This is a genomic window from Streptomyces albicerus (assembly GCF_008905045.1).
GTDB lineage: Bacteria > Actinomycetota > Actinomycetes > Streptomycetales > Streptomycetaceae > Streptomyces > Streptomyces albicerus.
Map to the genome: position 1 here is coordinate 1 of NZ_VWMY01000027.1, position 23,232 is coordinate 23,232.

The 23,232-nt window shown below is 68.3% G+C and carries 27 protein-coding genes and 2 pseudogenes; 13 read left to right on the plus strand and 16 right to left on the minus strand.

Annotation, left to right across the window (positions count from 1 at the left end; genetic code table 11):
- Positions 1 to 157 precede the first annotated feature (157 nt).
- The gene (locus GAS53_RS24545; protein ID WP_225859071.1) at positions 158 to 670 is read right to left on the minus strand and encodes an AAA family ATPase; all 513 of its coding nucleotides are present in this window, start codon (positions 668 to 670) and stop codon (positions 158 to 160) included.
- A gap of 526 nt (positions 671 to 1,196) precedes the next feature.
- On the opposite strand from GAS53_RS24545, the gene GAS53_RS24550 reads away from it, so the two are divergent.
- Positions 1,197 to 1,586, plus strand: coding sequence for a hypothetical protein (locus GAS53_RS24550; RefSeq protein ID WP_048579802.1), 390 nt, complete (start codon positions 1,197 to 1,199; stop codon positions 1,584 to 1,586).
- Positions 1,587 to 1,697: 111 nt separating this feature from the next.
- On the opposite strand, the gene GAS53_RS24555 is transcribed toward GAS53_RS24550, so the two are convergent.
- Both GAS53_RS24555 and GAS53_RS24560 read right to left on the minus strand, forming a co-directional pair.
- A complete protein-coding gene (locus GAS53_RS24555; protein WP_151479876.1) occupies positions 1,698 to 2,198 on the minus strand; it encodes a hypothetical protein in 501 nt (166 codons plus the stop codon).
- Entirely contained in the window at positions 2,195 to 2,956 is a 762-nt protein-coding gene (locus GAS53_RS24560) for a hypothetical protein (protein WP_151479877.1), read from the minus strand. The genes GAS53_RS24555 and GAS53_RS24560 overlap by 4 nt, the downstream gene beginning before the upstream one ends.
- Here GAS53_RS24560 and GAS53_RS24565 point away from each other — a divergent pair.
- From GAS53_RS24565 to rox, 3 genes and pseudogenes are all read left to right on the plus strand, one after another.
- Positions 2,940 to 3,164: pseudogene (locus GAS53_RS24565) on the plus strand (aldo/keto reductase); the annotation flags it as partial. The gene GAS53_RS24560 and the pseudogene GAS53_RS24565 sit on opposite strands and share 17 nt — an antisense overlap.
- A 254-nt stretch (positions 3,165 to 3,418) precedes the next feature.
- Entirely contained in the window at positions 3,419 to 4,354 is a 936-nt protein-coding gene (gene hemC, locus GAS53_RS24570; RefSeq protein ID WP_151479878.1) for a hydroxymethylbilane synthase, read from the plus strand.
- A gap of 222 nt (positions 4,355 to 4,576) precedes the next feature.
- Positions 4,577 to 6,004: a rifampin monooxygenase gene (rox, locus tag GAS53_RS24575; RefSeq protein WP_151479983.1), complete on the plus strand. Its 1,428-nt coding sequence runs from the start codon at positions 4,577 to 4,579 to the stop codon at positions 6,002 to 6,004.
- 171 nt (positions 6,005 to 6,175) lie between these two features.
- On the opposite strand, the gene GAS53_RS24580 is transcribed toward rox, so the two are convergent.
- A complete protein-coding gene (locus tag GAS53_RS24580) occupies positions 6,176 to 6,838 on the minus strand; it encodes a response regulator (RefSeq protein WP_151479879.1) in 663 nt (220 codons plus the stop codon).
- A complete protein-coding gene (locus GAS53_RS24585; protein ID WP_151479880.1) occupies positions 6,835 to 7,959 on the minus strand; it encodes a sensor histidine kinase in 1,125 nt (374 codons plus the stop codon). Before GAS53_RS24585 ends, GAS53_RS24580 begins: the two co-directional genes overlap by 4 nt.
- 301 nt (positions 7,960 to 8,260) lie before the next feature.
- Between GAS53_RS24585 and GAS53_RS24590 the strand changes: the two genes are divergently transcribed.
- Positions 8,261 to 8,605, plus strand: a complete 345-nt coding sequence (locus GAS53_RS24590; protein ID WP_318722816.1) for a DUF6223 family protein — start codon at positions 8,261 to 8,263, stop codon at positions 8,603 to 8,605.
- Positions 8,606 to 8,641: 36 nt separating this feature from the next.
- Here GAS53_RS24590 and GAS53_RS56460 read toward each other — a convergent pair.
- The 3 genes and pseudogenes from GAS53_RS56460 to GAS53_RS24600 form a co-directional block, all read right to left on the minus strand.
- A pseudogene (locus GAS53_RS56460) lies at positions 8,642 to 9,223 on the minus strand (MFS transporter); the annotation flags it as partial.
- A gap of 12 nt (positions 9,224 to 9,235) precedes the next feature.
- Complete coding sequence (locus GAS53_RS56465; protein WP_225859058.1) at positions 9,236 to 9,889, minus strand: MFS transporter; 654 nt, start codon at positions 9,887 to 9,889, stop codon at positions 9,236 to 9,238.
- Positions 9,886 to 10,479, minus strand: coding sequence for a helix-turn-helix domain-containing protein (locus GAS53_RS24600; RefSeq protein WP_151479881.1), 594 nt, complete (start codon positions 10,477 to 10,479; stop codon positions 9,886 to 9,888). Before GAS53_RS24600 ends, GAS53_RS56465 begins: the two co-directional genes overlap by 4 nt.
- Between GAS53_RS24600 and GAS53_RS24605 the strand changes: the two genes are divergently transcribed.
- Positions 10,478 to 10,996 (plus strand): GNAT family N-acetyltransferase, encoded by a 519-nt coding sequence (locus tag GAS53_RS24605; RefSeq protein ID WP_151479882.1) that lies wholly within the window; start codon positions 10,478 to 10,480, stop codon positions 10,994 to 10,996. The genes GAS53_RS24600 and GAS53_RS24605 overlap by 2 nt on opposite strands.
- A gap of 98 nt (positions 10,997 to 11,094) precedes the next feature.
- Here GAS53_RS24605 and GAS53_RS56470 read toward each other — a convergent pair whose 3' ends face one another.
- From GAS53_RS56470 to GAS53_RS24620, 3 genes are all read right to left on the minus strand, one after another.
- On the minus strand, positions 11,095 to 11,334 hold the full coding sequence (locus GAS53_RS56470) for a dihydrofolate reductase family protein (protein WP_263974159.1): 240 nt from the start codon (positions 11,332 to 11,334) through the stop codon (positions 11,095 to 11,097).
- 399 nt (positions 11,335 to 11,733) lie between these two features.
- Positions 11,734 to 11,940 carry a hypothetical protein gene (locus tag GAS53_RS55280; protein WP_192583272.1) on the minus strand — a complete coding sequence of 69 codons (207 nt, stop codon included), beginning with the start codon at positions 11,938 to 11,940 and terminating at the stop codon, positions 11,734 to 11,736.
- Positions 11,937 to 13,112 (minus strand): amidinotransferase, encoded by a 1,176-nt coding sequence (locus GAS53_RS24620; protein WP_151479884.1) that lies wholly within the window; start codon positions 13,110 to 13,112, stop codon positions 11,937 to 11,939. Before GAS53_RS24620 ends, GAS53_RS55280 begins: the two co-directional genes overlap by 4 nt.
- A 320-nt stretch (positions 13,113 to 13,432) precedes the next feature.
- Between GAS53_RS24620 and GAS53_RS24625 the strand changes: the two genes are divergently transcribed.
- Positions 13,433 to 13,954 (plus strand): hypothetical protein, encoded by a 522-nt coding sequence (locus tag GAS53_RS24625; RefSeq protein ID WP_151479885.1) that lies wholly within the window; start codon positions 13,433 to 13,435, stop codon positions 13,952 to 13,954.
- Between the two features lie 457 nt (positions 13,955 to 14,411).
- Entirely contained in the window at positions 14,412 to 15,065 is a 654-nt protein-coding gene (locus GAS53_RS24630; RefSeq protein WP_151479886.1) for a hypothetical protein, read from the plus strand.
- Between the two features lie 859 nt (positions 15,066 to 15,924).
- Here GAS53_RS24630 and GAS53_RS55285 read toward each other — a convergent pair.
- Positions 15,925 to 16,080, minus strand: coding sequence for a hypothetical protein (locus tag GAS53_RS55285; protein ID WP_192583258.1), 156 nt, complete (start codon positions 16,078 to 16,080; stop codon positions 15,925 to 15,927).
- A 105-nt stretch (positions 16,081 to 16,185) separates the two neighbouring features.
- On the opposite strand from GAS53_RS55285, the gene GAS53_RS55290 reads away from it, so the two are divergent.
- Positions 16,186 to 16,347: a hypothetical protein gene (locus GAS53_RS55290; protein WP_192583259.1), complete on the plus strand. Its 162-nt coding sequence runs from the start codon at positions 16,186 to 16,188 to the stop codon at positions 16,345 to 16,347.
- A 165-nt stretch (positions 16,348 to 16,512) separates the two neighbouring features.
- Positions 16,513 to 17,238, plus strand: a complete 726-nt coding sequence (locus GAS53_RS24635) for a glycosyltransferase family 32 protein (protein WP_192583260.1) — start codon at positions 16,513 to 16,515, stop codon at positions 17,236 to 17,238.
- A 93-nt stretch (positions 17,239 to 17,331) separates the two neighbouring features.
- Here the strand turns inward: GAS53_RS24635 and GAS53_RS24640 are convergent, their stop codons facing one another.
- Positions 17,332 to 17,961, minus strand: coding sequence for a GNAT family N-acetyltransferase (locus tag GAS53_RS24640; RefSeq protein ID WP_192583261.1), 630 nt, complete (start codon positions 17,959 to 17,961; stop codon positions 17,332 to 17,334).
- 218 nt (positions 17,962 to 18,179) lie between these two features.
- Here GAS53_RS24640 and GAS53_RS24645 point away from each other — a divergent pair, with 218 nt between their 5' ends.
- Positions 18,180 to 18,674, plus strand: a complete 495-nt coding sequence (locus GAS53_RS24645; RefSeq protein ID WP_151479889.1) for a lamin tail domain-containing protein — start codon at positions 18,180 to 18,182, stop codon at positions 18,672 to 18,674.
- Positions 18,675 to 18,803: 129 nt separating this feature from the next.
- Here the strand turns inward: GAS53_RS24645 and GAS53_RS24650 are convergent, their stop codons facing one another.
- Complete coding sequence (locus tag GAS53_RS24650) at positions 18,804 to 20,162, minus strand: alkaline phosphatase PhoX (protein ID WP_151479890.1); 1,359 nt, start codon at positions 20,160 to 20,162, stop codon at positions 18,804 to 18,806.
- Between the two features lie 348 nt (positions 20,163 to 20,510).
- Between GAS53_RS24650 and GAS53_RS24655 the strand changes: the two genes are divergently transcribed.
- Positions 20,511 to 21,104 carry a dihydrofolate reductase family protein gene (locus GAS53_RS24655; protein ID WP_151479891.1) on the plus strand — a complete coding sequence of 198 codons (594 nt, stop codon included), beginning with the start codon at positions 20,511 to 20,513 and terminating at the stop codon, positions 21,102 to 21,104.
- Between the two features lie 51 nt (positions 21,105 to 21,155).
- Positions 21,156 to 21,692, plus strand: coding sequence for a DinB family protein (locus GAS53_RS24660; RefSeq protein WP_151479892.1), 537 nt, complete (start codon positions 21,156 to 21,158; stop codon positions 21,690 to 21,692).
- A gap of 13 nt (positions 21,693 to 21,705) precedes the next feature.
- Here GAS53_RS24660 and GAS53_RS24665 read toward each other — a convergent pair whose 3' ends face one another.
- Positions 21,706 to 22,194, minus strand: coding sequence for a hypothetical protein (locus tag GAS53_RS24665; RefSeq protein ID WP_192583262.1), 489 nt, complete (start codon positions 22,192 to 22,194; stop codon positions 21,706 to 21,708).
- A 179-nt stretch (positions 22,195 to 22,373) separates the two neighbouring features.
- Entirely contained in the window at positions 22,374 to 23,057 is a 684-nt protein-coding gene (locus GAS53_RS24670; RefSeq protein WP_151479894.1) for a DUF899 domain-containing protein, read from the minus strand.
- Positions 23,058 to 23,232: the final 175 nt, after the last annotated feature.

Consider the following 23,232-nt stretch of genomic DNA (forward strand, 5'->3'; position numbering starts at 1 on the left):
ATCCGCTTCCTGCATCTGGAGGACGTGCGAGCACTACTGCCGTTCGGGAGCGCCATCACTGTGCACGGCCCCACCGAAGCCAGGGCTCGCCTTCGCGACCTCGCCACCAATCTTGCCCACCACTATGCGCCGTCACCATCGTCCTGACCCGCAACACCTAGCTGTCGGTGCACGAGGGCCAGTGGTCTACCGCCCACTCCGACCAGCCCGGCCAGCCCGTCGGCGGGCTGGGAATCTCGCCGCCATCGAGTTCGGCGGCGTCAGGCACCTGGAACTGCTCCCGCCATTGGTCTACGTCGGCCTCGCTCATCGGAAACGTCTGATGCGGTGTCGTCGCCTGACGATGCGCGATGCGGGCGAGCTGGACGTCCTTGTCCACGGGCACGTAGACCACCTGGCATGCTGCCCTGGCCGACCGCGCCAGCCAGCGCAGTGCCGACCGTTCATCGCGGCCCCAGAGCCCATAGTCGAGCACGACGCTGGTCCCCAGCCGCAGCGCCTGCAGAGCGACCGAGATGAGCCGCCCTTCGAGCACCCAACGCTTGCCGTCGGCCATCGAATCGCCAAACAGCGGGATCATCCAGTGATCTGGGGTCAGCCGCAGCGCCCGGTGCGTTGCGGCGAGCTCTTTGGCCCGGGTGGTTTTCCCGGCTCCGGGGAGCCCGACCATCAGGAACAGGGTGGCGACACGCGGGTCCTGCGTGACGAGGGGCCCGGCTGCATTCGGGCATGGGAATGGATTTTCGTACTGTGAATGGAAACGCTGCGGCTGAGACATGACTCCCCTGATCAGGCAGGATGGCCCGGCAGCACAGAAATAAGCGAGTGGCTGCCGGCAGGACACTGATCCGGCGGTACGTCTTGGCACTGGCCCCGGCAGGGGGCAGCAATGAGGCCGCAGTTACAGCAACCTCGGGTACCGCCGCTAAGCGGCGGTCCGGGTAGTCATGGGGCAGCACATGCCTTCACCGTAGCCGACAGCGTCGGCGGAGTCGGCAGCCGACCCTGCCAGGGACGGATATCCGTTCTGTGCGAGGCTGTCAGCACCGGAACCAGCGTTCGTGCCCTTCAGCGGGCATAACGGACTCCGTCACTGCTCGGCTGGCGGTGCTGCCCGCTGTACACAAAAGCGATCTTGGACACCCTCGTTCTCGTCTCCGCAGGCACCCCTTGGACCACACCACCACGAGGAACCAGTGTCATACCCGCAACGGCTCACCCCCGAGGAGAAACTCGCCGACGCGAAGAAGCTGTTGAGCCTCCCGCGTATCGTCGTGATCTGCGGCTCCACCCGCTTCATGACCGAGATGACCGAGGCCGATCTGCGGGAGACCAAAGCCGGAAAGATTGTCGTCAAACCGGGCTGTGACATGAAGTCGCCGCACGAACTTTGGTCCGATCCTGTCGAGGCCGAGGCGCTGAAGGTTCGACTCGACGATCTGCACCGGGCGAAGATCCGGCTCGCTGATGAGGTGCTCGTAGTCGGCGACTACATCGGAGACAGCACCCGAGCCGAAATCGCCTACGCCCGGTCGCTGGGCAAGCCCGTGCGGTTCACGCACCCCGAAGTCGACCCTGACGCCTGACCGCCCGCTGCCACCTCGACAACCACGGCCGGCAGCCCGCCGCCTGACCGTCTCGCGGTGGCTTCGGCCGCCGCCCACCCCACACCCCCTGCAGGCAGCCCTTGGAATTGATCATCTAGAGCGGCGAATGCGGGCGAGTTGTCGCAGCGGGCTGACGTTGCCCGGAGTGCCAGCGATGTGCGCTCGAAGTGCTTCCGAGTCGGCCTCCAGTTCGACGTTGCGAAGAGCGAGGACCTGGATCTGGTTGGCGTAGGTGGCCACCATGTCCTTCAGCTCGCGCACCTCTTCGGCCTTCTCCCGGCGCAACTCGCGCATCTCCTTCCTGAGCCTGGTGACCTCGGCCTTGAAGTCGTCGACCTCTGGGCGCTTGAGATCCGGGGCCTCCAGAATCTCCTTGATGGCCGCCGCGACCGGGGAGCGGTAGTAAGAGGCCCGGGACACCCCGGCCTCGGCGGCGATGTTCACCACTTTCAGCGAGCCGTCGGTGATCTCGGGGCGGCCGTCCAGCAACCGTTCGAAGGCCCTCATGATCTCCCGGTCGATGTCGGCCAGGTCCCGGTCGCGGTTGAGTCGGGCGAATATGGTCTGAGCCGTCATGAGTGTGCTGGTCACCGGGCCGCTCCCGTCTCGGCGAGTTCGTCGATCAGCGTGTCGAGGGTGTTGACGAACTCACTGATCGCCGTCGCCTGGTGCGGCGGCAGGCCGGTGGTGTCGCCGAACTCCTGAAGGGCTTGCTCGCGGGTCTGGTGGAGTCTGGGTAGATGGACGGACGAACGGCGAGAGTTCGGGCAGGTCAGGCACATGTTCAGCATGGGCAGAGGACGGCCCAGGCCGGGTGAGCGCTTCTCGCAGACCGCAGTCTCGGCATGGTGGAAGCAATCGTTGAGGACACCGGGGTGCAGAGTGCGGGTCAGATGCCGAAGCATCGTCCGGACCCGCTCGGGACTGGCCACCGTCCCCGGCAGGTCGCCCAACTCGGCTCGGATGCGGTCGAATTCCGCCTCGATGCGATTGGCGGCCCCTCCGCTGGACCGCCCCCCGTCGTTCCAGTCGTGGTAGAGATCTTCAACATAGTCGAGCATGGCCACGGCCTTGTCGGCGGCGACCTCGTCGGCGAATCCCGAGGCCGAGGTACCTGCATAGCCCTCGAATACCGCGAAGCTGGCGTGCTTGTACTGCCTGGTGCCAGCGACCATCCCGAAGGGCTGGAAGGCGATGTGCCAGGCCAGGGTGCGGCGGAACTGCCTTGTGTCGAACGCCCAGGGCATCGGCGTGGCATCTGCCGCGTCTCTGACTTCGCTTGCCTGGTCGGTGTCCTCGTCCAGGTCCTCGGTGCCGGGGACGGCGTCGGTGGCTGGAGTCGGAGCCACCCCGGCCCAGACCGCGCTGGCATGGCTGCTGACCCGCGGCGACGACATCGCCCCCATCCCCGGCACCCGGCGGGTCTCACGCGTCGAAGAGAACACCGCCGCCGACGGCATCGAACTCACCACTGCTCAGCTCGACCGCCTGAACAACCTCACGCCGGCCGCGGGTGAGCGCCACGACCAGGCGAACATGGCCAGCATCGACCACTGACCGCCGGCGCCGCTGCGCCCTCTCACCCGGGCAAGTTCCGGCGGCCGACAGACCTGCTGGGGCTGCTCGGGCCGGCCGGCCTGTACGTCGTCGACGACCTGCTGTCGCAGTCGACGTGGCCCGACGACCACCAGGAACGCGTCGACGAGTTCCTCGCACACCTGCCCGAGCACCCCAACCTCCGTGCCACGCCGATGAGATGTGTGTATCGGGGCTGTGGTCGGCGCTCGAGTCTGACGGTCTATCGTTGGCGTATGTCCGTCCCTGAGTTGATCCGTATCGTCTCCCGCGACTCGCCCATGGCCCTGGCCCAGGTGGAGCGCGTCCAAGCCGAGCTGGCCGCGCTCCACCCGCAGGTGCGCACCGAGGTGGTGCCGGTGAAGACGACCGGCGACAAGTGGATGGGCGATCTGGCCCAGGTCGAGGGCAAGGGGGCGTTCACCAAGGAGGTCGACGCCGCGCTCCTGGCCGGCGAGGCGGACCTGGCGGTGCACTGCGTCAAGGACGTGCCCGCCGACCGGCCACTGCCGGCGGGCACCATGTTCGCCGCGTTCCTCAAACGGGACGACATCCGCGACGCTCTCATCCACCCCGGCGGGCTCCCCCTCGACGAGCTGCCGGCCGGCACTCGGATCGGAACCTCCTCGGTACGCCGGATCGCGCAGCTGGCCGCCTCCTATCCGCACCTTCAATGCGTGCCGTTCCGCGGCAACGCCAACCGGCGCCTGGAGAAGCTCGCAGCCGGTGAGGCGGACGCGTTGCTGCTGGCCGTCTCCGGCCTGGAACGCATCGGCCGCACCGATGTGATCACCGAGGTCCTCTCCCCCGAGACGATGATGCCGCCGATCGGCGCGGGCATCCTCGCCCTCCAGTGCCGCGAGGGCGACACGACCGTCATCGACACCGTCAGCGCCCTCGGCGACCCGGACACTTACCGGGAAGCCACCGCGGAACGCATGTTCCTCCACGTCCTCCAGGGCCACTGCAACTCGCCGATCGCGGGCTACGCCACGGCCGGACGAGGCGGCGAACTGTCCCTGCGTGCCTGCGTGTTCACCCCGGACGGCAAGACCCAGCTCAACGCCCACGAGTGGGCCGGCCGCCTCGACCCCGCCACCCTGGGCACCTCCGTCGCCGTGGCCCTGCTGCGCCAGGGCGCCCGTGAGCTGATCGACAACATCGCCCACTGATGGACCAAGAGCACGGATGACAGGTGGTGTCGGGGCGGCTGCGGGTGAGCTGTTCGCGAGGAGGTTGTCCGTCCAGAGCGGACGACGACAAAAGGAAAGGCAAGGAGGTCACCCACTCCTTGCCACTCTCAACTTATAGCGCACCGGGGGGCTTGCGGCAAGACCGGGGGCGTGCCGCAGAATCGCTGATCGAAGCGAGGACCTGCGGAAATGGGGGCTGTGATGATCGACGTGATCATTGCCGGCGGCGGACCGACCGGCTTGATGCTGGCCAGCGAGTTACGGCTGCACGGCGTGCACGCGCTCGTACTCGAGAAGGAGACGGAGCCGACCAGGTATGTCCGCGCGCTCGGCCTGCACGTGCGCAGCATCGAGGTGATGGCCCAGCGCGGTCTGCTGGAGCGGTTCCTCGCGCTTGGCCGGCAGTTCCCCGTCGGTGGTTTCTTCGCCGGCATCGCCAAACCGTCGCCGGACCGGTTGGACACCGCGCATGCGTACGTCCTCGGCATCCCGCAGACCACCACTGATCGCCTGCTGGCCGAGCACGCCACCGAACTCGGTGCCGAGATCCGGCGTGGCTGCGAACTGGTCGGGCTGAGCCAGGACGACGACGGTGTGACCGCCGAGCTGGCCGACGGCACACAGCTGCGCTCGCGCTATCTCGTGGGCTGCGACGGCGGTCGTAGCACGGTGCGCAAGCTGCTCGGCATCGGCTTTCCCGGCGAGCCCGCCAAGGCCGAGACGCTGCTGGGCGAGATGGAGGTGACCGAAGCCCCGGATACGATTGCCGCCATCGTCGCGGACGTCCGCAAGACCGAGCTGCGGTTCGGCCTCGGGCCCCTCGGGGACGGGGTGTATCGCGTCGTGGTGCCCGCCGAAGGGGTGGCCGAGGACCGCGCGGTCCCGCCAACCCTCGAGGAGTTCAAGCGGCAGCTGCGGGTGTACGCCGGCACCGACTTCGGCGTGCACTCACCGCGCTGGCTGTCCCGCTTCGGCGACGCCACCCGGCTGGCCGAGCGCTACCGAGTCGGCCGGGTGCTGCTGGCCGGCGACGCCGCGCATATCCACCCCCCGATGGGCGGACAGGGCCTCAACCTCGGCATCCAGGACGCGTTCAATCTCGGCTGGAAGCTGGCCGCCGAGGTCGGCGGCTGGGCGCCGGAGGGGCTGCTGGACAGTTATCAGACCGAACGGCACCCGGTGGCCGCCGCCGTGCTGGACAACACCCGCGCGCAGACGGTGCTGGTGTCCACCGAGCCGGGCGCCCAGGCCGTACGCCGACTGGTGTCGGAACTGATGGACTTCGAGGAGGTGAACCGGTACCTGATCGAGAAGATCACCGCGATCGCGGTCCACTACGACTTCGGCGAGGGCCACGAGCTGCTCGGTCGGCGCCTGCGGGACGTGAAGCTGAAGCGGGGTCGCCTCTACGAGCTGATGCACGGCGGCCGCGGCCTGCTGCTCGACCAGACCGGCCGGCTTTCGGTGGCGGGCTGGGCAGACCGGGTCGACCACGTCGTCGACGTCAGCGAGGAACTGGACGTGCCTGCCGTGCTGCTGCGGCCGGACGGCCACGTGGCGTGGGTCGGTGAAGACCAGCAGGATCTGTTCAGTCAGCTGCCCAAGTGGTTCGGCGCTGCCGTCGGCTGAGCGCGCGGCTGTGGTCCGCGAGTGGTGAGGCCCACGGGGCCCGGTGACGGGCGAGTCCAGGGCGGCGATCCGCCCCAGGCCGACGGTAGGGCCCGTAACCACCGCCCCCCAGGCCTGACTTGTCGCCGATCCTTCGGCTGTCCAACCCTTGCGGCCCAGCGGAATCGTTCCTCAGCGGTTGCGTGGGGTTACCAGGCCGGATTCGTAGGCGATGACCACGAGTTGGCCACGGTCGCGGGCGTGGAGCTTGGCCATGGCCCGGTTGATGTGGGTCTTTGCAGTCATCGGGCTGATCATCATGCGGTTGGCGATCTGGTCGTTGGACAGGCCCTGCGCGACCAGGGCGACGGCCTCGCGTTCACGGTTGGTCAGTTCTTCCAGCCCCGTGCCGAGGCTTGTGTGGAGCGGCTGGGTGACGTACCGGTTGATCAGCTTGCGGGTGATCGACGGTGCGAGCAGGGCGTCACCTCGCGCGGCGACACGTACGGCGTGGAGGAAGTCTTCCGGCACGATGTCCTTGACGAGGAATCCGGCTGCGCCGGCGCGCAGTGCGTCGAAGACGTACTCGTCAAAGCCGTAGTTGGTCAGGATGACGACGTGCACGCCGGCCAGGGTCGGGTCCGCGGCGATGCGCCGGGTCGCCTCGATGCCGTCGACGACCGGCATCTGGATGTCGATGAGCGCGATGTCGGGCAGGTGTTCCTTGACGAGAGCCAGGCCCTCCAACCCGTCGCCGGCCTCGGCGACCACCTCGATGTCGTCTTCCATGTCGAGGAGCGCGCGGAATCCGCTGCGCAGGAGCCGCTGGTCGTCGACCAGCAGGACACGGATCATGACGTCTGGTCCACAGGGAGTTCGGCCTGGACGGTGAAGCCTCCCTCGCCGCGCGGCTCCGCCCGCAGCCGACCACCGAGGGCGGTGACTCGTTCGCGCATCCCGAGCAGCCCGACGCCGGGCACCATGGCGGTGGCCGGTGTGGCTCTGCCGTCGTCATCGACGCGTATCGCGAGGGCGTCCGGACGGCAGTCGATCCGGACTGACGCCGTGGCGGCGTCCGCGTGACGGGCGATGTTGGTGAGCGATTCCTGAACGATCCGGTAGACGGTACGGTCCACCGCGGCCGGCACGTCGTGTCGTTGCCCTTCGATCGTCAGCGTCGCGTCCAGGCCGATGGTACGGGCCCGTTCCACCAGTCCCGGGACGTCGTCGAGCCCACGAGGCGGGGCCGTGTCGTCGTCGCGCAGCGCCTCCAGGGTCGCGCGCAGTTCCCGGGTCGCCTCACGTCCGGCCTGCTGGATCGCCAGCAGGGCCTCCGGCACCTGTTCGCCGCGCTTGCGCGCCACGTGGACGGCGACTTCGGACTGCACCTTGATGATCGAGATCTGGTGGGTGAGCGAGTCGTGCAGCTCCCGCGCGATGTGCAGCCGCTCCTCGTCCGCGCGGCGCCGCGCGGTCTCCTCCCGGGTGCGCTCGGCTTCGTCCGCCCGCCGCTCGGCCTGCCGCAGCGCTTCACCCGCGGCGCCGGCCGCGATCAGCCAGGCCAGCTCGAGGGCGCCCCGGGCCTGCTCGAACGCCTCGCCCACGTCGTGCAGGGAGGCCAGTGCCGCGAGGGGGAGAACGGCCAGCATGGTCACACTCGCCGCCACGGTGAAGGTGCGGTGTCCCGCCCGTACGGCTGCGTACACCGCAAACAGGTACGCCACGGCGGGCACGTCGAAGCCGACCGCCTGGTAGCCCACCGCGCACAGCCCGGTGACGACCAGGACGGGAACCGGCGCCCGGCGGCGCGCGGCCAGCGCCAGACCGCCGGCCACCAGCAGCGCGTATCCCAGCAGGTCGAGGTTCGCGGCGGAGTCATGCCCGGACAGCCCGGTGACCAGCAGCGTCGCCGCAACGCCGACGGCGATCGCCCAGTCTCTGACGCCGGCCCCGACACGGGGCCGTCCTGTACCCATGCGCGCACCCTAGCCGGATGTCACTGCGGGCGAGTCCGGCTCACGGACGAGCGGCCGCCTACCGCGCACGCAGTACCTTCGCGGCGCCTGCGGCATCCGCGGCATCCCGGTGCGCCATCGGCGGCAGCGCGAAGTGCATCCGCCCGCAGGACGACCAACGGCGCGCCCGGCGACATGATCAGACGACATCCAAACCACGGAAACGAGACGCACGACAGAGGAGAGGGACATGAGCTCATCAGCAGCCTTGATGTCAGTCCAACTTGTGCTTGCCACACCCGCCGCCGCCAGTGCTTACGACATGAGCTCCGGGCGACTCGGGGCCAGCCTGGGCGCCGTACTGGGGCTGATCGGCGTGGTCATCGGTGGGCTGGCTCTGGCCCGCCCCGCCGGTCGTTTCGGCACCGACTCCGGGCGACTCGGAATCACCATGGCCCTGGCGGCGGGGCTGATAGCCATGGCCCTCGGTGGGCTGGTTGTGGCCACCTCCGACGGTGGTATCGGCACCGGCAACGGGCTGGGCGGGGCCATCGTGGCCCTGGTGGTGGGGCTGATCGCCATGGTCCTCGGCGGGCTGGCTCTGGCCCGCTCCCGCCGCACACCGCACCGCCACACCACCGCATCGGCTGACCGGCTGACCGGCTGACCGGCTGACCGGCTGACCGGGCATGGTGCTGCGGGGTCACCCGGGTTGTGGTTCCTGCCCCTCCTGGACGTATTCGGGCTGCGCAGAGGCAACGGCTGCCTTCCAGCGGCGCGACGCTCGTGGCCGGCGAGGGTGTCGGGTGCCCGTGAATCCGAGGAGGGCGGCAAGGAGCAGGGCGGCGCCAGCGGTGACGCATGCGCCGCGCCAGCCAAGGGCTTCGAGCACGGGTGCGCCGAGTGCGGTGCCGACGGCGCCGACGATGAAGTACAGCACCAGGTAGACGCTGCTGAGGCTGCCGCTGCGTTCGGGGTCGAGGGCGATGACCCGGCTTTGGTTGGCGGCTTGGGCGGCGAAGCAGCCGGCGTCGAAGAGCGCGAGTCCGAGGATGGTGACCGGCGGGGTACCGAGGCCGGTGCCGAGCAGGGCGGTGCCTGCCGAGGCGACCAGCATGGCGACGGCGATCACGGTGCGCGGGGTGTAGCGGTCGGTGAGCCGTCCGCTGAGCGGGAGCGCGGCGAAGCCGAGCAGTCCTGCCAGGCTGTACAGCCCGATGGCGGACGGGCTGAGCGAGTAGGGCGCCTGGGCGAGCCGCAGCGTGAGCGTGACCCATATGAGGTTGAAGGCGAAGTACTACAGGGCTCCGGCGGTCACCGAGCGACGCAGTTGCGGGTGCCGCCGCAGCAGTGGAGGGAGCGAGCCGAGGGTGGCGAGGTAACTGCGGCGAGGGCGTGGCCGCTGCCGGGGAAGCAACGTCCCGGCGCCGATCGCGCCCAGCAGGGCGAGGGCGGCGAAGACGAGCAACATCTGCCGCCATCCGAGAATGTCGGCGAGAGTGCCTCCGGCCAGTCGGCTGAGCAGGATGCCGGCCGACATCCCGGCGGCCACGGTGGCGACGCCGGTGGCGCGGCGCACGGGCGGGGCGTGTCGGCCGACGATGCTGCCGGCCTGCGCCGCGACACTGGCCGCCGCGCCGATGAGCAGGTAGGCGGTCACGAGCACGCCCGCGCCGGGGGCAGCCACGGCGACGATGAGGGCGGCAGCCAGGAGGGTGAGCTGTCCGGCGACCAGGCGGTGGGGAGCCAGGTGGTCGCTGAGAGGGAGCAGCAGGGCGAATCCGATCACGCAGCCTGCGAGTGCGGCGGTCGGCACGAGACCGATGACAGAGAGCGGGACCTCGAGGTCCGCGGCGACATCGGTGAGCGCGGGCTGGATGGCGTAGTTGTTCGCGATCGCCATCCCGGCAATGCAGGCGAGGAGGAACGTGCCACCCCGGGGGCGGGTCACGGCCTTTGGTCCCGGGTGAGGATGACGGCATAGCGGCATTCGGCTTCGCTGTTGTTGGCGAAGGCGCACGGAGCAGGCTCGCCCAGTTCGATCACGTCGCCCGCCTCGAGTTCGTGCACCGTGTCGCCCTCGTGGAAGGTCAGTCGGCCCTCCAGCACCCAGACGACCTGCCGGATGAAGGCGAAGGCCGCGGCCGGATACGGCACGTGGGCACCGGGCGGCAACCGGATCTCGGCGATCTCCGCGGGGAAGTGCGGCCCCGTGATCTGGCGTCGCCGGTACCCGGTGGCGGGATCGCGCCACTCCAAGGCGTCGGCCGGCCGACGAACTCCCGCGGCCACATCCCCGCCGTCGTCGGTCGCGCCTTCGGCGAGGGCCAGCAGGGACGAGACGCTGAGCTGGAAAGCGGCGGACAGCTTGCCGAGGATGACGGCGGTGGGGCTGCTCTCGCCGCGCTCGATCCGGTTGATCATCGCGCGGGACACCCCGGAGGCGTCGGCGAGCTGAACCAGGGTCCACCGGCGCCGTTCCCGTTCGGTGCGGATGCGGGATGCGATCTGCCCCACCAGGGGATCTACCATGTTGGACATGAATCCAATATACGAGAATCCGGGCTCGGTGACAGTCCGCCCGGCACATCCCCACGACGCGGCAGTCGTCATCGCCATCCGCAACCATGCGGTCAAGCACTCGACGGCCCTGTGGACCGAGACGCCGCAGTCTCCTGCCGAGGGGGCCGCCTGGTTCGCCGCTCACCTGGACCGCGGCTCGGCGTTCGTGGCCGAAGTGGAGGGCGAGGTCGCGGGCTTCGCGGTCTACGGCCCGTGGCGGGACCTGGACGGGTATCGCCACACGGTGGAGAACTCGGTCTATGTTCGCGAGAGCTGTCACGGGCTCGGCATCGGCTCCGCTCTGATGACCGCTCTGATCTCCGCGGCGCGTCAGGCCGGCCATCACGTGATGATCGCCGACATCGAGGCCGGCAACTCCGCGTCGATCCGGCTGCACGAACGCTTCGGATTCCGCCACGCGGGCACCGTGCCGGAGGTCGGCACCAAGTTCGGCCGGTGGCTCGACCTGACGATCATGAGCCTGACCCTGGCCTGAGCCGTCGGCGTCAGAGCACTCAGAGCACTTGGAGCACTCAGTGCGGTGCACGATGCCAGCCAATGAACACTCCCCAGGACCTCGGACGCTCGGCCGGTTCAGGCGGCCCGACGGAAGCGGACGCTGAACTCCTCGTTCGGGGCACCGTCGTGCACACGGTCGAGGCGCACGGGTGCGCCGCCGGGGTTGTCGAACAGCCGGATGCCGTCACCGAGCAGGACCGGCACGATGTGCAGGTCGATCTCGTCGATCAGGCCGCGCTCGATCAACTGTGCTCCGATCGAGGCCGAGAGCACCTCGACGTTCTTGCCGCCCGCGGCTTCCAGCGCGATCCGCACGGCCTCGGCGACGTCGCAGGTGAGGAACGTGACATCGTCGGCCGGCGTGGCGTCCTCGGGGTGGTGGTGAGGACGAAGACCGAGCCCTGCCAGGCGTCACCGCCCCCATAAGGGCGGGATCCGGAAAACGCGTCCCAGCCGTCCCGGCCGCCGAGCACGGCTCCGGTCGTCGCGGCGTACTCCTGTTCCAGCCCGGGCTTGCCGGAGAACCCGGACATCCAGTCCATCTCGTGGTTCGGCCCGGCGACGAAGCCGTCGAGCGACATCGTGAAGTGCCAGAGCACCTTGCCGGCCGCGGTCTGCGGTTCTGGGTGGAGTGTCGTGTTCGTGTTCATACACGGTAAGACGGCGCTGGGCAGCGAAGCTCATCACGGCGGCCGCACTGGGGTCGACGGTGGGTCAGGGCATCCAGCCGAGCGGCAGGCCGTTCGGCAGCGCGAGTCGGACGCCTGCCCGCTCGGCGGGCAGCGAGTCCTCGAACGCGTCGGTCGCGTCGGTCGCGTCGGTCGCGTCGGTCGCGTCGGTCGCGTCGGTCGCGTCGGTCGCGTCGGTCGCGACCAGGATTCGCTCCCTGGGGAGTCGTAAGTAGTCCGGATGACCGATCAATCGAAATACGATTCGAGCGTGCCGCGACGCCGGATATCGAGGGTCGCGCAGTGGAATGAGCCGCCGAACGGTGCGTAGTGGAGCAGGTCGCTCAGGATCGGCTCGAATCCCCACTTTTCTAGCGCGCGCAGCATGTCGGTGTGATGCCGCTCCGCGATCACCCGGGTGTTGTCGATCATGAGAATGTTCATGTTGAGCCACTTGCCGCACATCGACGTGATCTTGAGAAGACGCTCGTCGATCGGGTTGGGCTCGGGGGCGATCAGGATGTCCCACGTGCTCAGGACATCGGGCAGCCGATCGACGTCGATGTATTCGGGATTGACCAATACCTTGCCCGGCGAGAGCGGGAGGAACGTCGTGTCGATGTGCATGGGCGTGCGGCAGCGGCTCTCGATCTCGTGGATGCGATAGCCGGGTCCGAGATGGCGGCGCAACCACTCGATACCCATGCGGTTGGTGACGTTGCTCCGCGTAACGAACAGGTCGCGTCCCGCGCGTACGAAGTCCGCCGCGTCGAACACCGGCTCGAACTCGGTGAGGAGGTAGCGCATCGGCTCGCCCGCCCCGGGGACACGGAAATCCGCCTTGAACAGTGCGTCCGTGAGCTGCGGCCTGGGCGCCGCCGTCCAGCGCGCACCGCGCCGGAAGTAGTCCTTGAGGATCGCGCGATAGGGGTGGGTCTCGAAATATCGGCACGGCCACGCCATCGGAGTCTCGATGATCTCGTCGCCGATCACAAGCATGCTGTCCCGCGGACAGGCGTTGCAAAAACCACGCGACGACCAGTTGGGGGTGCTGAAGCGCTGCCTGTGGTCTACCGCGTCCGGGCGCCTGACCGCGATACCGAGGGACTGCAGGAGAGTGACGAACTCATCGAGTTCCTGCTGCGCCCGCTCGATCAGCAGGCGCGGATATCGGAAGCCGGCGGCAAGCCCCTGCAACCGCGCCGCCCAGGGCGGGATGTTGCAGGCCACGGCCGGATGGTGGGAGGGGATCGTCGCGCCATCGAGACGCCCGACGATGACCTCCTCCAGCGGGTCCCACTCGTTGTGTGAATTGACCGGTGAAACACGCGGTTCCGCAGCGTTGGCAGCCGGGGCGGATGGCGCCGAACGGGCATCGTGTTCTGCCGCCGCCGTCAGAATGCCGGGCCTTTGCACTACTGCCATGCTCAACCGCTTTCGATCGCAGAAGTCAGTAGCTCCCTGTCCCATACGTTACTTAGAGTGAACGTTCAGCGCTGGTCCGCGTCAATGACGCAGAACGGTCTGCCTGGTTTCTGGTAACCACGGACGACGCATTCAAACTGGAATAGACGCTGATCCCGGTCGTGAGAGGCGCTGGGCAGGGTGGTGGGCACGGTGGAGGTGGTCCTGCCGGCAGATCCCGCGGATCGTCAGACTCCTTGCGGGCCCAGCTCGGTCGTTCGCGGCGTACTGACGTACGTTCGACCCATGACGCACGACATGCATTCTCGTCCGGCGGCCCCGTGAGTGGCTGGTGGGCTTACCTGGAGGAAGGGACCCGCCAGGAGGTCGACGCGAACGTGCTGCGTGACCGCCGGATGATGGCAGTCAAGTCTGTGTGGGACGCCATGCGGCCACTGGGGCTGGGCCTGCACGAGGCGGAGCAAGTGGTCCAAGCGCGCTACGAGGCCCTCGGCGACCGCGTGCAACGCCGACGGCCCGATCCGCTCGACATCCCGTCACTCGCAGCCCGGGCAGCGGCTCTGCCGGGCCGTGTCGCCGCCATCGAAGCCCTCTGGGACGGCGACACCGTTCACGACTGGTTCGTACTGTTGGTCGCGGTCCTGGACGACCCAGCCGGGGAAGGCCACCTGGCGACCGTCCATTACCGCCATGACGGGGCCCCGCCGAGCACCGTCGCCGCCGAGGCGGGCCGGGCTCTGGCCGACCATCTCGGGGTGCCGTTCCACTTCTCCTCCCCGGACGTCCCCGACGACACGGCGCCGCGCTGGCGTACAGGCCGGCATCTGCTCGAAGGGCCGTGATCCAACCACGGCGAGGGATCGCAAGAACGCCCGGGAGCCAGGGTTGTCCGCCGGGTGCCTCCCATTCTCGCGAACATTCGAACAGCACGTCACGCCACACAGACTTCAGAGCTTCCCTTTTGACAGCTTGGACCCGTGAGGCATCTATGCGGTCACAGCACGGACCGGGCAGGGCCGCGCTGAGAAGACGCGCTGGCGACAGGCCCATTGCCTGTCGCCAGTCACACTGTCAGGCTGCCTTCGCAGTCACCCTGAAGGTTGACGTCGAGACATCAATAGATGCGGACAGCTGAGCCGTTCGCGTGCGCTCATCCCTATCCGTATGCAGCCCACAGCAGTTGTGTCCCAGGCCGGGGTTCTACAAGACGGTCTGGACACAGTGAGGATCATGGCGGGGAAGATGCGAGTACCATCCGGCCCCAGCACCACACAGCATGCACGACGAGAGGAAGTTGCCATGTCCGAAGTCGAGTCAGCGACCACAGAGCTCAAAACGCAGTACGCCGCCCAGGTGACCGCGGACCTTGAACGCAACGCCAAGGAACAGGAGCGTATCGGCGCCGAAGTCACCGCACTCCAGGAGCAATTGAGTGCCCTTCAGCACGACCAGACCCTGTTGGTGACCCTGCAACGGACGCTGGGCGGCGAGAGCTCGCTGGAAGCCGGCCCGAGCGCCGAAGAGCCTGTCACGGCTGCCCCCTCGGTGCCACGGCAGGCTTCGGCGGAGACCAAGGAAGCCAAGGAGACGAAGGGGACCAAGCCAGGCAAGCGGAAGGCAGCCGCTGCCGCGAAGCCCGCGAAGACGGCAGCCAAGACTCCCGGCACGAAGGCGTCCACAACCGCGGCGAAGCAGCCCACGCTCGTCGAGCTCATCCTCAACCACCTCATCCAGCAGTCCGAACCGCGCTCCGCCGCGGAAATCACCACCGGCCTGGCCCAGGCCCATCCCGACCGCGACATCAAGCCCAAGGTCGTACGCACCACGACGGAAGGCCTCGTCGCCAAGGGCCGCGTCCACCGCACCAAGCAGGGCTCATCCGTCTTCTACACACCGGCCGGGACTTCTGCGGCCGACACCTCGTCGGAGCAGCAGGACGCGGATACCGCCTGACGAAGACGGTGTGGCCGCGGCCGCGAGCCTCGGCGGCCGCACACACCACCGTCGGAATCGCCACACCCAGGGGGTGCCACCTGAACCGTTGTTGCTCCTGCCGACCCGGCAGGCCTGGATAGGCGGGCACTGTCGATTCCGCGGCAAAGGCAGCTCCGATCCGTACAACCAGACGCTGACCGAGCACGGGTTGGACGGTTGCACGGTTGGACGAGGTGTGAATGACGCCTGCCTCGACGAAGTCTTCGAGATCACCGACGCCGACTTCGCTCCCGCCGAGACCAGCCGCCGGAGTGCCTGCCGATCCTGAGCCACGACGAGGTCCTGGAGGTTCACCTGCCACTGCGGCCAAGACGCCGACAGCCAGTCGGAGTCGGCGCGACGGCCGAGCCACGGACTCACCGCGCCGCATCCAGCGGTACGCATGGTCGGAGCATGCGGCGCAGTGGTGGCGACGCTCTCCTGGCCGAGCAGATGACCTTTCGCGGCCTGCGCCAAGGCTCGCGTGCTCAGCGAACGTGTCCTGGCCGGCCGTGTCCTGGCCGGCGCCGAGGTCTTCCCCAACTCCCGTCGCTCGTATGTGACTTCTGGCGAACTCGTGTCACACCGATGGAACCCAAAAGCAACACCTGTGGTCTGCTCCGCCCTGCCGGACGGTCCTACCATCGAATCTCTTCTGCGCGCGTCGGGGGACGGTGGAACTGGGGTGAGGGGTCGTGCGTCGGAACTGGGGTGAGGGGGCCGGGCGTCGACGGAGCCGGGTCGTGAGGGCGGTGGCGGCCGCGCCGGGGCTCATTGCCGAAGTGGGCGCCTGCGGCGCGGACTCGGGCTCCGTCACCCTCACCGTCATGGCCCCCGACTACGGCGACAGCGCCCAGAAGAACTCCCAGGCGTACCAGGCGTACTGGCCCGTGCGGGCCTGGCGTTCCGGTCCGAGCACCGGGGCATCCGTGTGGAGGCCAAGGTCTACTCCGCGGACACCCTCCACGCGAAGGTCGCCGAACTGGTCGAGCAAGGCAAGGCGCCCGACCCGTCCAGACCGACGGCTACGCCGAGTATGCGGCCAAGGACCTGCACTACAGAGCCGACGAACTGCTCACCATCGCGGTCGAGTCCGGTCGTGCGGAGCCTCGGACTCAAGCCGCCCATCTCCTGGTCCGACATCGAGGCCGCGGCCCGGGTGCTCAAGGCCGAGGGCGTGAAGTACCCGAACGCGCTGCGCCTCGGCCCGCAGGAGGCGGAGGGCGAAACACTGACCATGCCGGCGTCGCCACACCGCTGACCACTGTCCCGTCGCGCGCGACACGGCCAGAACGACGGCGAGGAATTCTTCCCGGTCGTCCGCCGCAGCACACCGCCCGACCACGATCAATGGCCGGTGCACCGAACCCGCCGCCGCACAGCAGGCGGCCGACTTCCTCAACACCGAGGTCCGCTGGGAGGCACCGTGATCCGCAACAGATTCCGCCGGTCCACCATCAACGTCGCAGATGGCGTGCAGGCGGGGATCCCCAAGTTGATCCACATCATCTGGATCGGCAAGAAGACCTTCCCCTATCGGGACAACTTCCACACCTGGAAGGAGCACAACCCCGATTACCAGGTCAAGCTGTGGACCGACAGGAACCTCCCCGTACTGCACAACCAGTGGATCTACAACGCCCTCGCCGACCAGCCGCTTGCCATACGGGCCGACCTTCTCCGCCTCGAACTCCTCGCCCAGTACGGAGGCATCTACACCGACGCCGACTCCTGGTGCACTCAGCCCATCGCCCCCCTGATCGACGGCCTGACCCTGTTCGGCATGACCGGCAACAAAGGCAACGTCCAGAACGCCACCCTCGGCACCACCCGGGACCACCCCGCCTACCGAATGGCCGTCGAAGGCGCCGGAGCACACTACCTACGCCTGGCCTACCTCAAGCGCAACACGACCGCGAAATACGAGATCTTCGACATCTTCGGCACTCGCTACATCACCCCCATACTGCGTTCTTTCCCCGACTTCACCCAGATCGACAATGGCGCGGCCAAGGGAACTCGCCGCCTGATATGCGTTGAGGGCCTGGACAACACCAGCGAGGCATACATCGTCCACGCCAACGCCGTCAGTTGGAAGCAGCCGGGCGGCGACAACCGGCTCACGCTCACACCGGCCCGCCCCGAAATGTAAATCCGCAGGTCACGCTGCAGCCCCATCGACGGGGGACGGCTCAGCGCCCCCGAGTGGATTGATGCGCGGCACCGACCGCGCCGTTCACTCCGGCTACGGCGTAGTGGCAGCCGTCGGCCTGCCGAGATAGGTGAGCGGGCCGGAGGCGGGGACCGGGATCTCGTGGAAGCCGAGGCGGTCGTAGAACGCGCGCGCCGGGGTGTTGGCACTGACCATGCCCAGATGGACGGCCGGAACGCCACGGTCGTCCAGCGCGGCCAGGAACGTGTTCATCAACTCCCGCCCGAAACCCCGCCGTTGCCATTCCGGCAGGAGATCGATGTGCAAGTGAGCGGGGTACGCCGCGAGTTCCGGCAGGATCATCCGCTCGGGAGTATGCAGCAGCCGGATCATCTCCTCACTCGGCGTACGGGGTGCCCTCGCCGGTTCGGGGTAACGTCGGGCGACGCGAGGAAGCCACCTCTCGCGGAAGTCCTTGACGAACTCCTGCGTGTTCGCGGTGCCGACGATGTAGCCGACCGGTCGGCCGAATCCGTCGTCCAGGACGAACGCCAGGTCCGGCTCGAGGCGGCAGTAGGGCTCGGCGAAGATGGACGGCATCAGCTCCTCGTCGGGATAGAGGTCACGCGAGTCCCCTCCGTCGTGTGCGGTTCGCACGCATACGGCCGCGACTCCGGCCTGGTCGGTGAGCTGGTAGGGGCGGATTCTCGGCTGCGGACGCATGGACGGCATCCTGACTTCTCGGGAGCGCTCCCACAAGCGAGGAGGCGCCCTTCGACCGGCTTCGGCCGACGAGCGAACAGGTAGGGGCCTGCGGTTCAGAACGTGCGGCCTCTTATCAAATCTTGGTGGCAGGTGAGGCGATTACCCCCTAACGGACACGGAAGTTTCACGTGGTGGCTAAACTCCAGGCCTCACTGGGATCTGGAGGGGGAATTCTCTTGGACAAGCACCCTGTCATAGCCGTAACCATCGCAGCCTGCGCGCTGGCCGCTCTCGCCGCCGCCCCGGCCAACGCCGCCGAGTACTCGTCGGCGTTGAAGATCCGCGGCGTGCAGTACGACGCTCCCGGCCGTGACTCCAACAGCTGCTCTACCGGCAACACCGACGAGGAGTACCTGACGATCAAGAACTACTCGTCCTCGGCGACCGTCAACCTCAAGGGCTACGTCGTCAAGGACGCCGTCGGCAACCGCTTCGTCTTCACCGTGAACCACTACCTCCAGCCCGGTGACTATGTGAAGCTGCGCGGCGGCAACGGCACCGACTCCGACGGCCGCAACGTCGTCTACCGCGACAACTGCAACTTCCTGTGGAACAACGACCGCGACACGATCTACCTCTACAAGCCCTCCGGCAGCCGCGCAGACGTACACGCCTACACCAAGAGCGGCTCAGACCCTGACGGCAACGGCTACATCCGCTACCACGGCTGATCCCACGGATGGGTCCCGCGCCCTTCAACGACCGCGGGACCTGTGCGCCGTCAGAACCGCCGGGCGGGGGCTGCCGGACCGGTTTCTGTCTCCGGTCCGGCAGCCCTGCGGGCCTGGCCAGCGGACGGATCAGAGCGCGCCCTGGGTCCAGGGACCGGTGATGGCGAACGTGATGCCGGGGGTCTGGATGTTCACGAACAGCCAGTTACCGTTCTTCGGTTCGAACACGGAGCCGGCCCATTCGGATCCCCTGTGGTCGGCGGCCGGGACGTTCTTACCCGCCGTCCCCCCGCGCAGGTCGACGTTGTTGGTGGCGAAGCGGAAGATCTCGCCGTCTTGGGTCAGCCCGTGGACGTACTCGGTGCCGCCGCCGTCCTCGCAGAGCACCAGGCCGCCACGGGGGCTGACGCACATGTTGTCCGGCGCGTTCAGCACGTCGGAGCCCGGGGAGGCGAAGAGCACCCTGAACTCGTCGGTGGCGGGATCGAGTTCGAAGACCTGCCCCTGGCGGGCGGGACCGCCGTCGGTCGTGATCACGTAGATACGGTCGTTGCCGTACCAGGCGCCCTCGAGGCGGCTGAACACCGCGGCGCCCTTCGCCTGCGCCTGGACCCGCACCGTGTCCGTGGCCGGGTCGACGTCGTCCACGGGCACCCAGGAGACGGCGCCGTACGACTTCTCGCCGTCGAGGCGGGTGTCGTACGTCGTGGTGCCGATGCGCAGGGCCTCGAGCCGACCGCCCTTGGCGAGGTCGCCCGGCACCGCCGGAACGAACCGGTACAGCGACGCGTCGCCGCGGTCCTCGGTCTCGTAGACGTAGCCGGTCGCCGGGTCGATGGCGATGGCCTCGTGATTGAACCGGCCCATGGCCTTGTAGGGCTCGGGGTTGCCCTTGCCCTGCGAGGCCACCTCGAAGATGTAGCCGTGGCGCTTGCCGGCGGTCGTGGAGAAGGTCTCCTCGCAGGTGAGCCAGGTGTTCCAGGGGGTGGGCCCACCGGCGCAGTTGCGGATGGTGCCGCCGAGGCTGCCGTAGGACTCCAGCCACTGGCCGGCGTCCGGGTCGAAGACGAGGGTGGTGGTGCCGCCGCCGGCCTCTGGGTTGTAGGCGGGGGCGGTGAAGGCGGGTCCGACGCCGCGCTCGTGGTTGCGGACGAGGTGGACCTTGTCCCCGTACCGGAAGGCCGCCATGCCGTCGTGCGAGCCCGGGGTGCGCACCCCGTCGTCCATGAGGTCGTTCGTCCAGCCGTAGGTGATGTACTCGAACCCGCGCGGCAGCTGCAGCAGCTCCAGGCCGGTCGCGTGATCCTTGACCGGGCTCAACGGGCCGTACCCTGCGTCGAATTCAAGCTTCACCGGCGCGGCTGCCGCCGTCCGCGCGGCGAGAGCCTGGAAGGGGACGGACGCGGCCGCGGCCACGGCGGCCCCGCGCAGCAGGGTACGTCGTTCAAAACCGGGACCAGTCGGTCTTCCGGCGGACTTGCCTGTCATGGGAGTCCTCTCGATGCAGCCAACTGGGGAGCGGCGCCAGTCACCCTAGGAGCGAACCCCCGGTCCGTTTCCCAACGGAAAGTGAGCGTTGGGAGAACCCTTTTTCAGCCATCGAGCGAGCACAGCGGGAACCCGGCATGGCACTCCGAGGGCATGGGCGACGGCCGTCCTCCCCACAGCGGAGGCGTACGCGACTGCTGAGCGTCCTCAGGAGTCGAGGAGCTGTTTCTGGGGCGTGTCGGTGTACGGCTGAGTCGAAAACGCCGCGTCCGATGACTTCGCGGCACGGATGGGGTCTACCCTGCACGACCCAATGCCGAGGACGCATGTCCGGAAGGAGTGTCGACGATGCGCAAGCTGATCGTCTGCAACATCATCTCCCTCGACGGTTACTTCGAGGGCCCGGGCGGTGACGTCATGGCCATGCCGTTCGACCAGGGCTTCTCCGAGTACAACGCCGAGCGGCTACGGGCAGCCGACACCCTGCTGCTCGGCCGCGCCTCGTACGAAGGGTTCCGGAGCTACTGGCCGGCGATCGCCGACGATGCCGACGCGCCACCGCTGGAGCGCGAGATCTCGCGCCGCAACAACGAGATCGACAAGGTTGTCGTCTCCGACACCCTCACGCCCAACCCGGGGGCGCCATGGCAGAACACGCGCATCGTGCGCCGCGCCGAGGCGCACAAGCAGATCGCTGAACTCAAGCGCGGCCCCGGCCGCGACATCATCGTCTTCGGCAGCCACACCCTGTGGAACGACCTGCTGGCCCACGGCCTCGTCGACGAGCTCCACCTGATGATCGGCGCCGGCGTGCTGGGCGCGGGCACCCCTGCCTTCGCGAACCGGCCGCCGGTCTCCCTGCGCCTGCTCGGCACCCGCACCTGGGACGGTTCCGGACTCGTGCTCGTCAAGTACACCGTCGAACCGGACCGAACAGGGTGACTTGCTGCGGTGCACTCGACCAAGACCGTTGACGAGTAGGGAGACCCCAGCGTGGGTGACATCGTGGTCCAGAAGATCGTTCGGCCCGAGCGTGTGGTGCTGGGCCCGTGGCTGAAGGTGATCGCTTCGAACCTCGACCACCACCGTGCGACCTTCCTGTGGAAGTGTGAGGGCCTCTCGGAGGCACAACTGAGGCAACGGCCTGTGCCGTCAACGGCGTTGACCCTGCTGGGCCTCATGCGCCATCTGCAGGGGGTCGAACGTGCCTGGTTCCAGCGGACGCTCGCGGGCACAGACCCTCAGTTCTTCCCCTATCGGACCCACGTCACCGCGGCCGGTGACGAGTGGTTCGACGAATCGGACCCTACGCCGGCCAGGGACGTCTACGAGGACTACCTCAAGGCGTGCGAGGAGTCGCGGCAGGTGTTCGCACGGGTGACCGACGACCCTGCACGCCTCGTGCGGAGCCCGGAATTCGGTGACACCGATGTGCGGTTCGTCCTCGAGCACGTCATCGAGGAGTACGCCCGCCACGTCGGCCACGCGGACCTCCTCCGCGAAGCCATCGACGGTGCCACCGGCGAGTAACCCGCCTTCGGCGTCACCACGTCAGGGTCAGCGAACCCCCGACCGGCAGCGTGTGCCAGCGGTCGGCGTAGTCGTCGAACCGGGACACGATCCGGTCGACCACCGGGGGGATCTCCCCCGCCGTCACGTACGCCGGCAGCACTTGCGCGTGGCCGTGCCGCACCTCCCACACGGGTACGGCGATGCCCGCCAGCTCCTCCGACCTGGCCATGTCGGCCTTCGCCTGGGGAGACGACTTCTCTCGTTTCGACTTGCGGCGCCGGGCGGCCTTGGCGCGCTCTGCGGGGTCCGCGGGCCAGAACAGGCCGTTGTCACCGGCGGCCAATCGACCGTAGACCCCGAGCTTGATGCCCGCCTCCGCCTCGACGAGGAAGTGCACCAGGTCGTGCGGGAGATACGGATGCCCGCCGGGCCCGTTGCGCGGGGCGAGCGCGGCACCGGTCTCGCGGTGCACGGCGATGTCGTAACTCGTACCGGGACCTTTAGTGAATACGACGCGCATGCCCGGCACGGTAGGTGGCGTGCCCGTCGCACGCACCTGGTTTTCCGGCGCTCGCAGCGGGCACGCCACCCGGCCCGCGGCATGCGCGGCGCCCCAGGGGACACACCACCGCCGTGGCTTCGCCCAGGTCGTCCCCGTCACGGTCGCCGGCGTCGGGAACCTCGGCAAGTTCGGGCCGACTACGCCTGCGACGGCTCGGCGTCGCCGTACGCGTCGTGCCAGTTCCACCACTCGTACGGCGCAGTCTGGGGATAGCCGTCGGGCGAATCCTCCCATTCCTCCTGCCGCCCGAGCGCGGTTATGTCGAGGTAACTCCAGGTGCTCCCCATCGCCTCGTCGCCGCGACTGTTGATGAAGTAGGTGCGGAACACGCTGTCTCCATCGCGGATGAACGCGTTCGTGCCGTGCCATTCGTTCACGTCGAAGTCGGTGTCGAACTCGTCGGTCATGGTGTACCAGGGCATCGTCCAGCCCATCCGCGCTTTCAGGCGCTCGATGTCCGGCTGAGGCGCGCGCGAGGCGAAGGCGAGAGTGGTGTTGCGCGCGTGCAGATGGGCGAGGTGGGCCACCTGATCGGCCAGCATGGAACAGCCGACGCACGCGTGGTCGGGCCAGCCGGTCACGCCAGGCTCGAAGAAGGCGCGGTAGACGATCAGCTGACGACGGCCCTCGAACAGGTCCAGGAGGCTCGCCCTGCCCTCGGGTCCGTCGAACCCGTAGTCCTTCTCCACCGCCATCCACGGCATCCGCCGGCGCTTCGCGGCCAGCGCGTCCCGGGCGCGGGTCAGCTCCTTCTCCTCCACGAGCAGCTGCTCGCGCGCCGCCTCCCACTCCTTCGGCGTGACGATCGGGGGTGTCTTCATTGTCATGTCCACCTTCCAGATCGGGTTCAAGCTCGTGCGTCCGGCCAAGGGGCGAGCTGGACACCGCTCCGCGTCCCCCTCCACAGGTATCCGCATTTGACCGTGAACGCCATATTTGCGCAGCAGCGACTCTCGGGTTCAGGGCTCCCTTCGACGACGATCATCAGTTGAGCGA

Bases quoted from the DNA above. Each gene is read 5' to 3' on its own strand.
- GAS53_RS24545 (WP_225859071.1), bottom strand. From the start codon at position 670: ATGGTCGGGCTCCCCGGAGCCGGGAAAACCACCCGGGCCAAAGAGCTC.
- hemC (WP_151479878.1), top strand. From the start codon at position 3,419: ATGTCCGTCCCTGAGTTGATCCGTATCGTCTCCCGCGACTCGCCCATG.
- rox (WP_151479983.1), top strand. From the start codon at position 4,577: ATGATCGACGTGATCATTGCCGGCGGCGGACCGACCGGCTTGATGCTG.
- GAS53_RS24580 (WP_151479879.1), bottom strand. From the start codon at position 6,838: ATGATCCGTGTCCTGCTGGTCGACGACCAGCGGCTCCTGCGCAGCGGA.
- GAS53_RS24585 (WP_151479880.1), bottom strand. From the start codon at position 7,959: ATGGGTACAGGACGGCCCCGTGTCGGGGCCGGCGTCAGAGACTGGGCG.
- GAS53_RS24590 (WP_318722816.1), top strand. From the start codon at position 8,261: ATGAGCTCCGGGCGACTCGGGGCCAGCCTGGGCGCCGTACTGGGGCTG.
- GAS53_RS24605 (WP_151479882.1), top strand. From the start codon at position 10,478: ATGAATCCAATATACGAGAATCCGGGCTCGGTGACAGTCCGCCCGGCA.
- GAS53_RS24600 (WP_151479881.1), bottom strand. From the start codon at position 10,479: ATGTCCAACATGGTAGATCCCCTGGTGGGGCAGATCGCATCCCGCATC.
- GAS53_RS24620 (WP_151479884.1), bottom strand. From the start codon at position 13,112: ATGGCAGTAGTGCAAAGGCCCGGCATTCTGACGGCGGCGGCAGAACAC.
- GAS53_RS24630 (WP_151479886.1), top strand. From the start codon at position 14,412: ATGTCCGAAGTCGAGTCAGCGACCACAGAGCTCAAAACGCAGTACGCC.
- GAS53_RS24640 (WP_192583261.1), bottom strand. From the start codon at position 17,961: ATGCGTCCGCAGCCGAGAATCCGCCCCTACCAGCTCACCGACCAGGCC.
- GAS53_RS24650 (WP_151479890.1), bottom strand. From the start codon at position 20,162: ATGACAGGCAAGTCCGCCGGAAGACCGACTGGTCCCGGTTTTGAACGA.
- GAS53_RS24655 (WP_151479891.1), top strand. From the start codon at position 20,511: ATGCGCAAGCTGATCGTCTGCAACATCATCTCCCTCGACGGTTACTTC.
- GAS53_RS24665 (WP_192583262.1), bottom strand. From the start codon at position 22,194: ATGCGCGTCGTATTCACTAAAGGTCCCGGTACGAGTTACGACATCGCC.
- GAS53_RS24670 (WP_151479894.1), bottom strand. From the start codon at position 23,057: ATGAAGACACCCCCGATCGTCACGCCGAAGGAGTGGGAGGCGGCGCGC.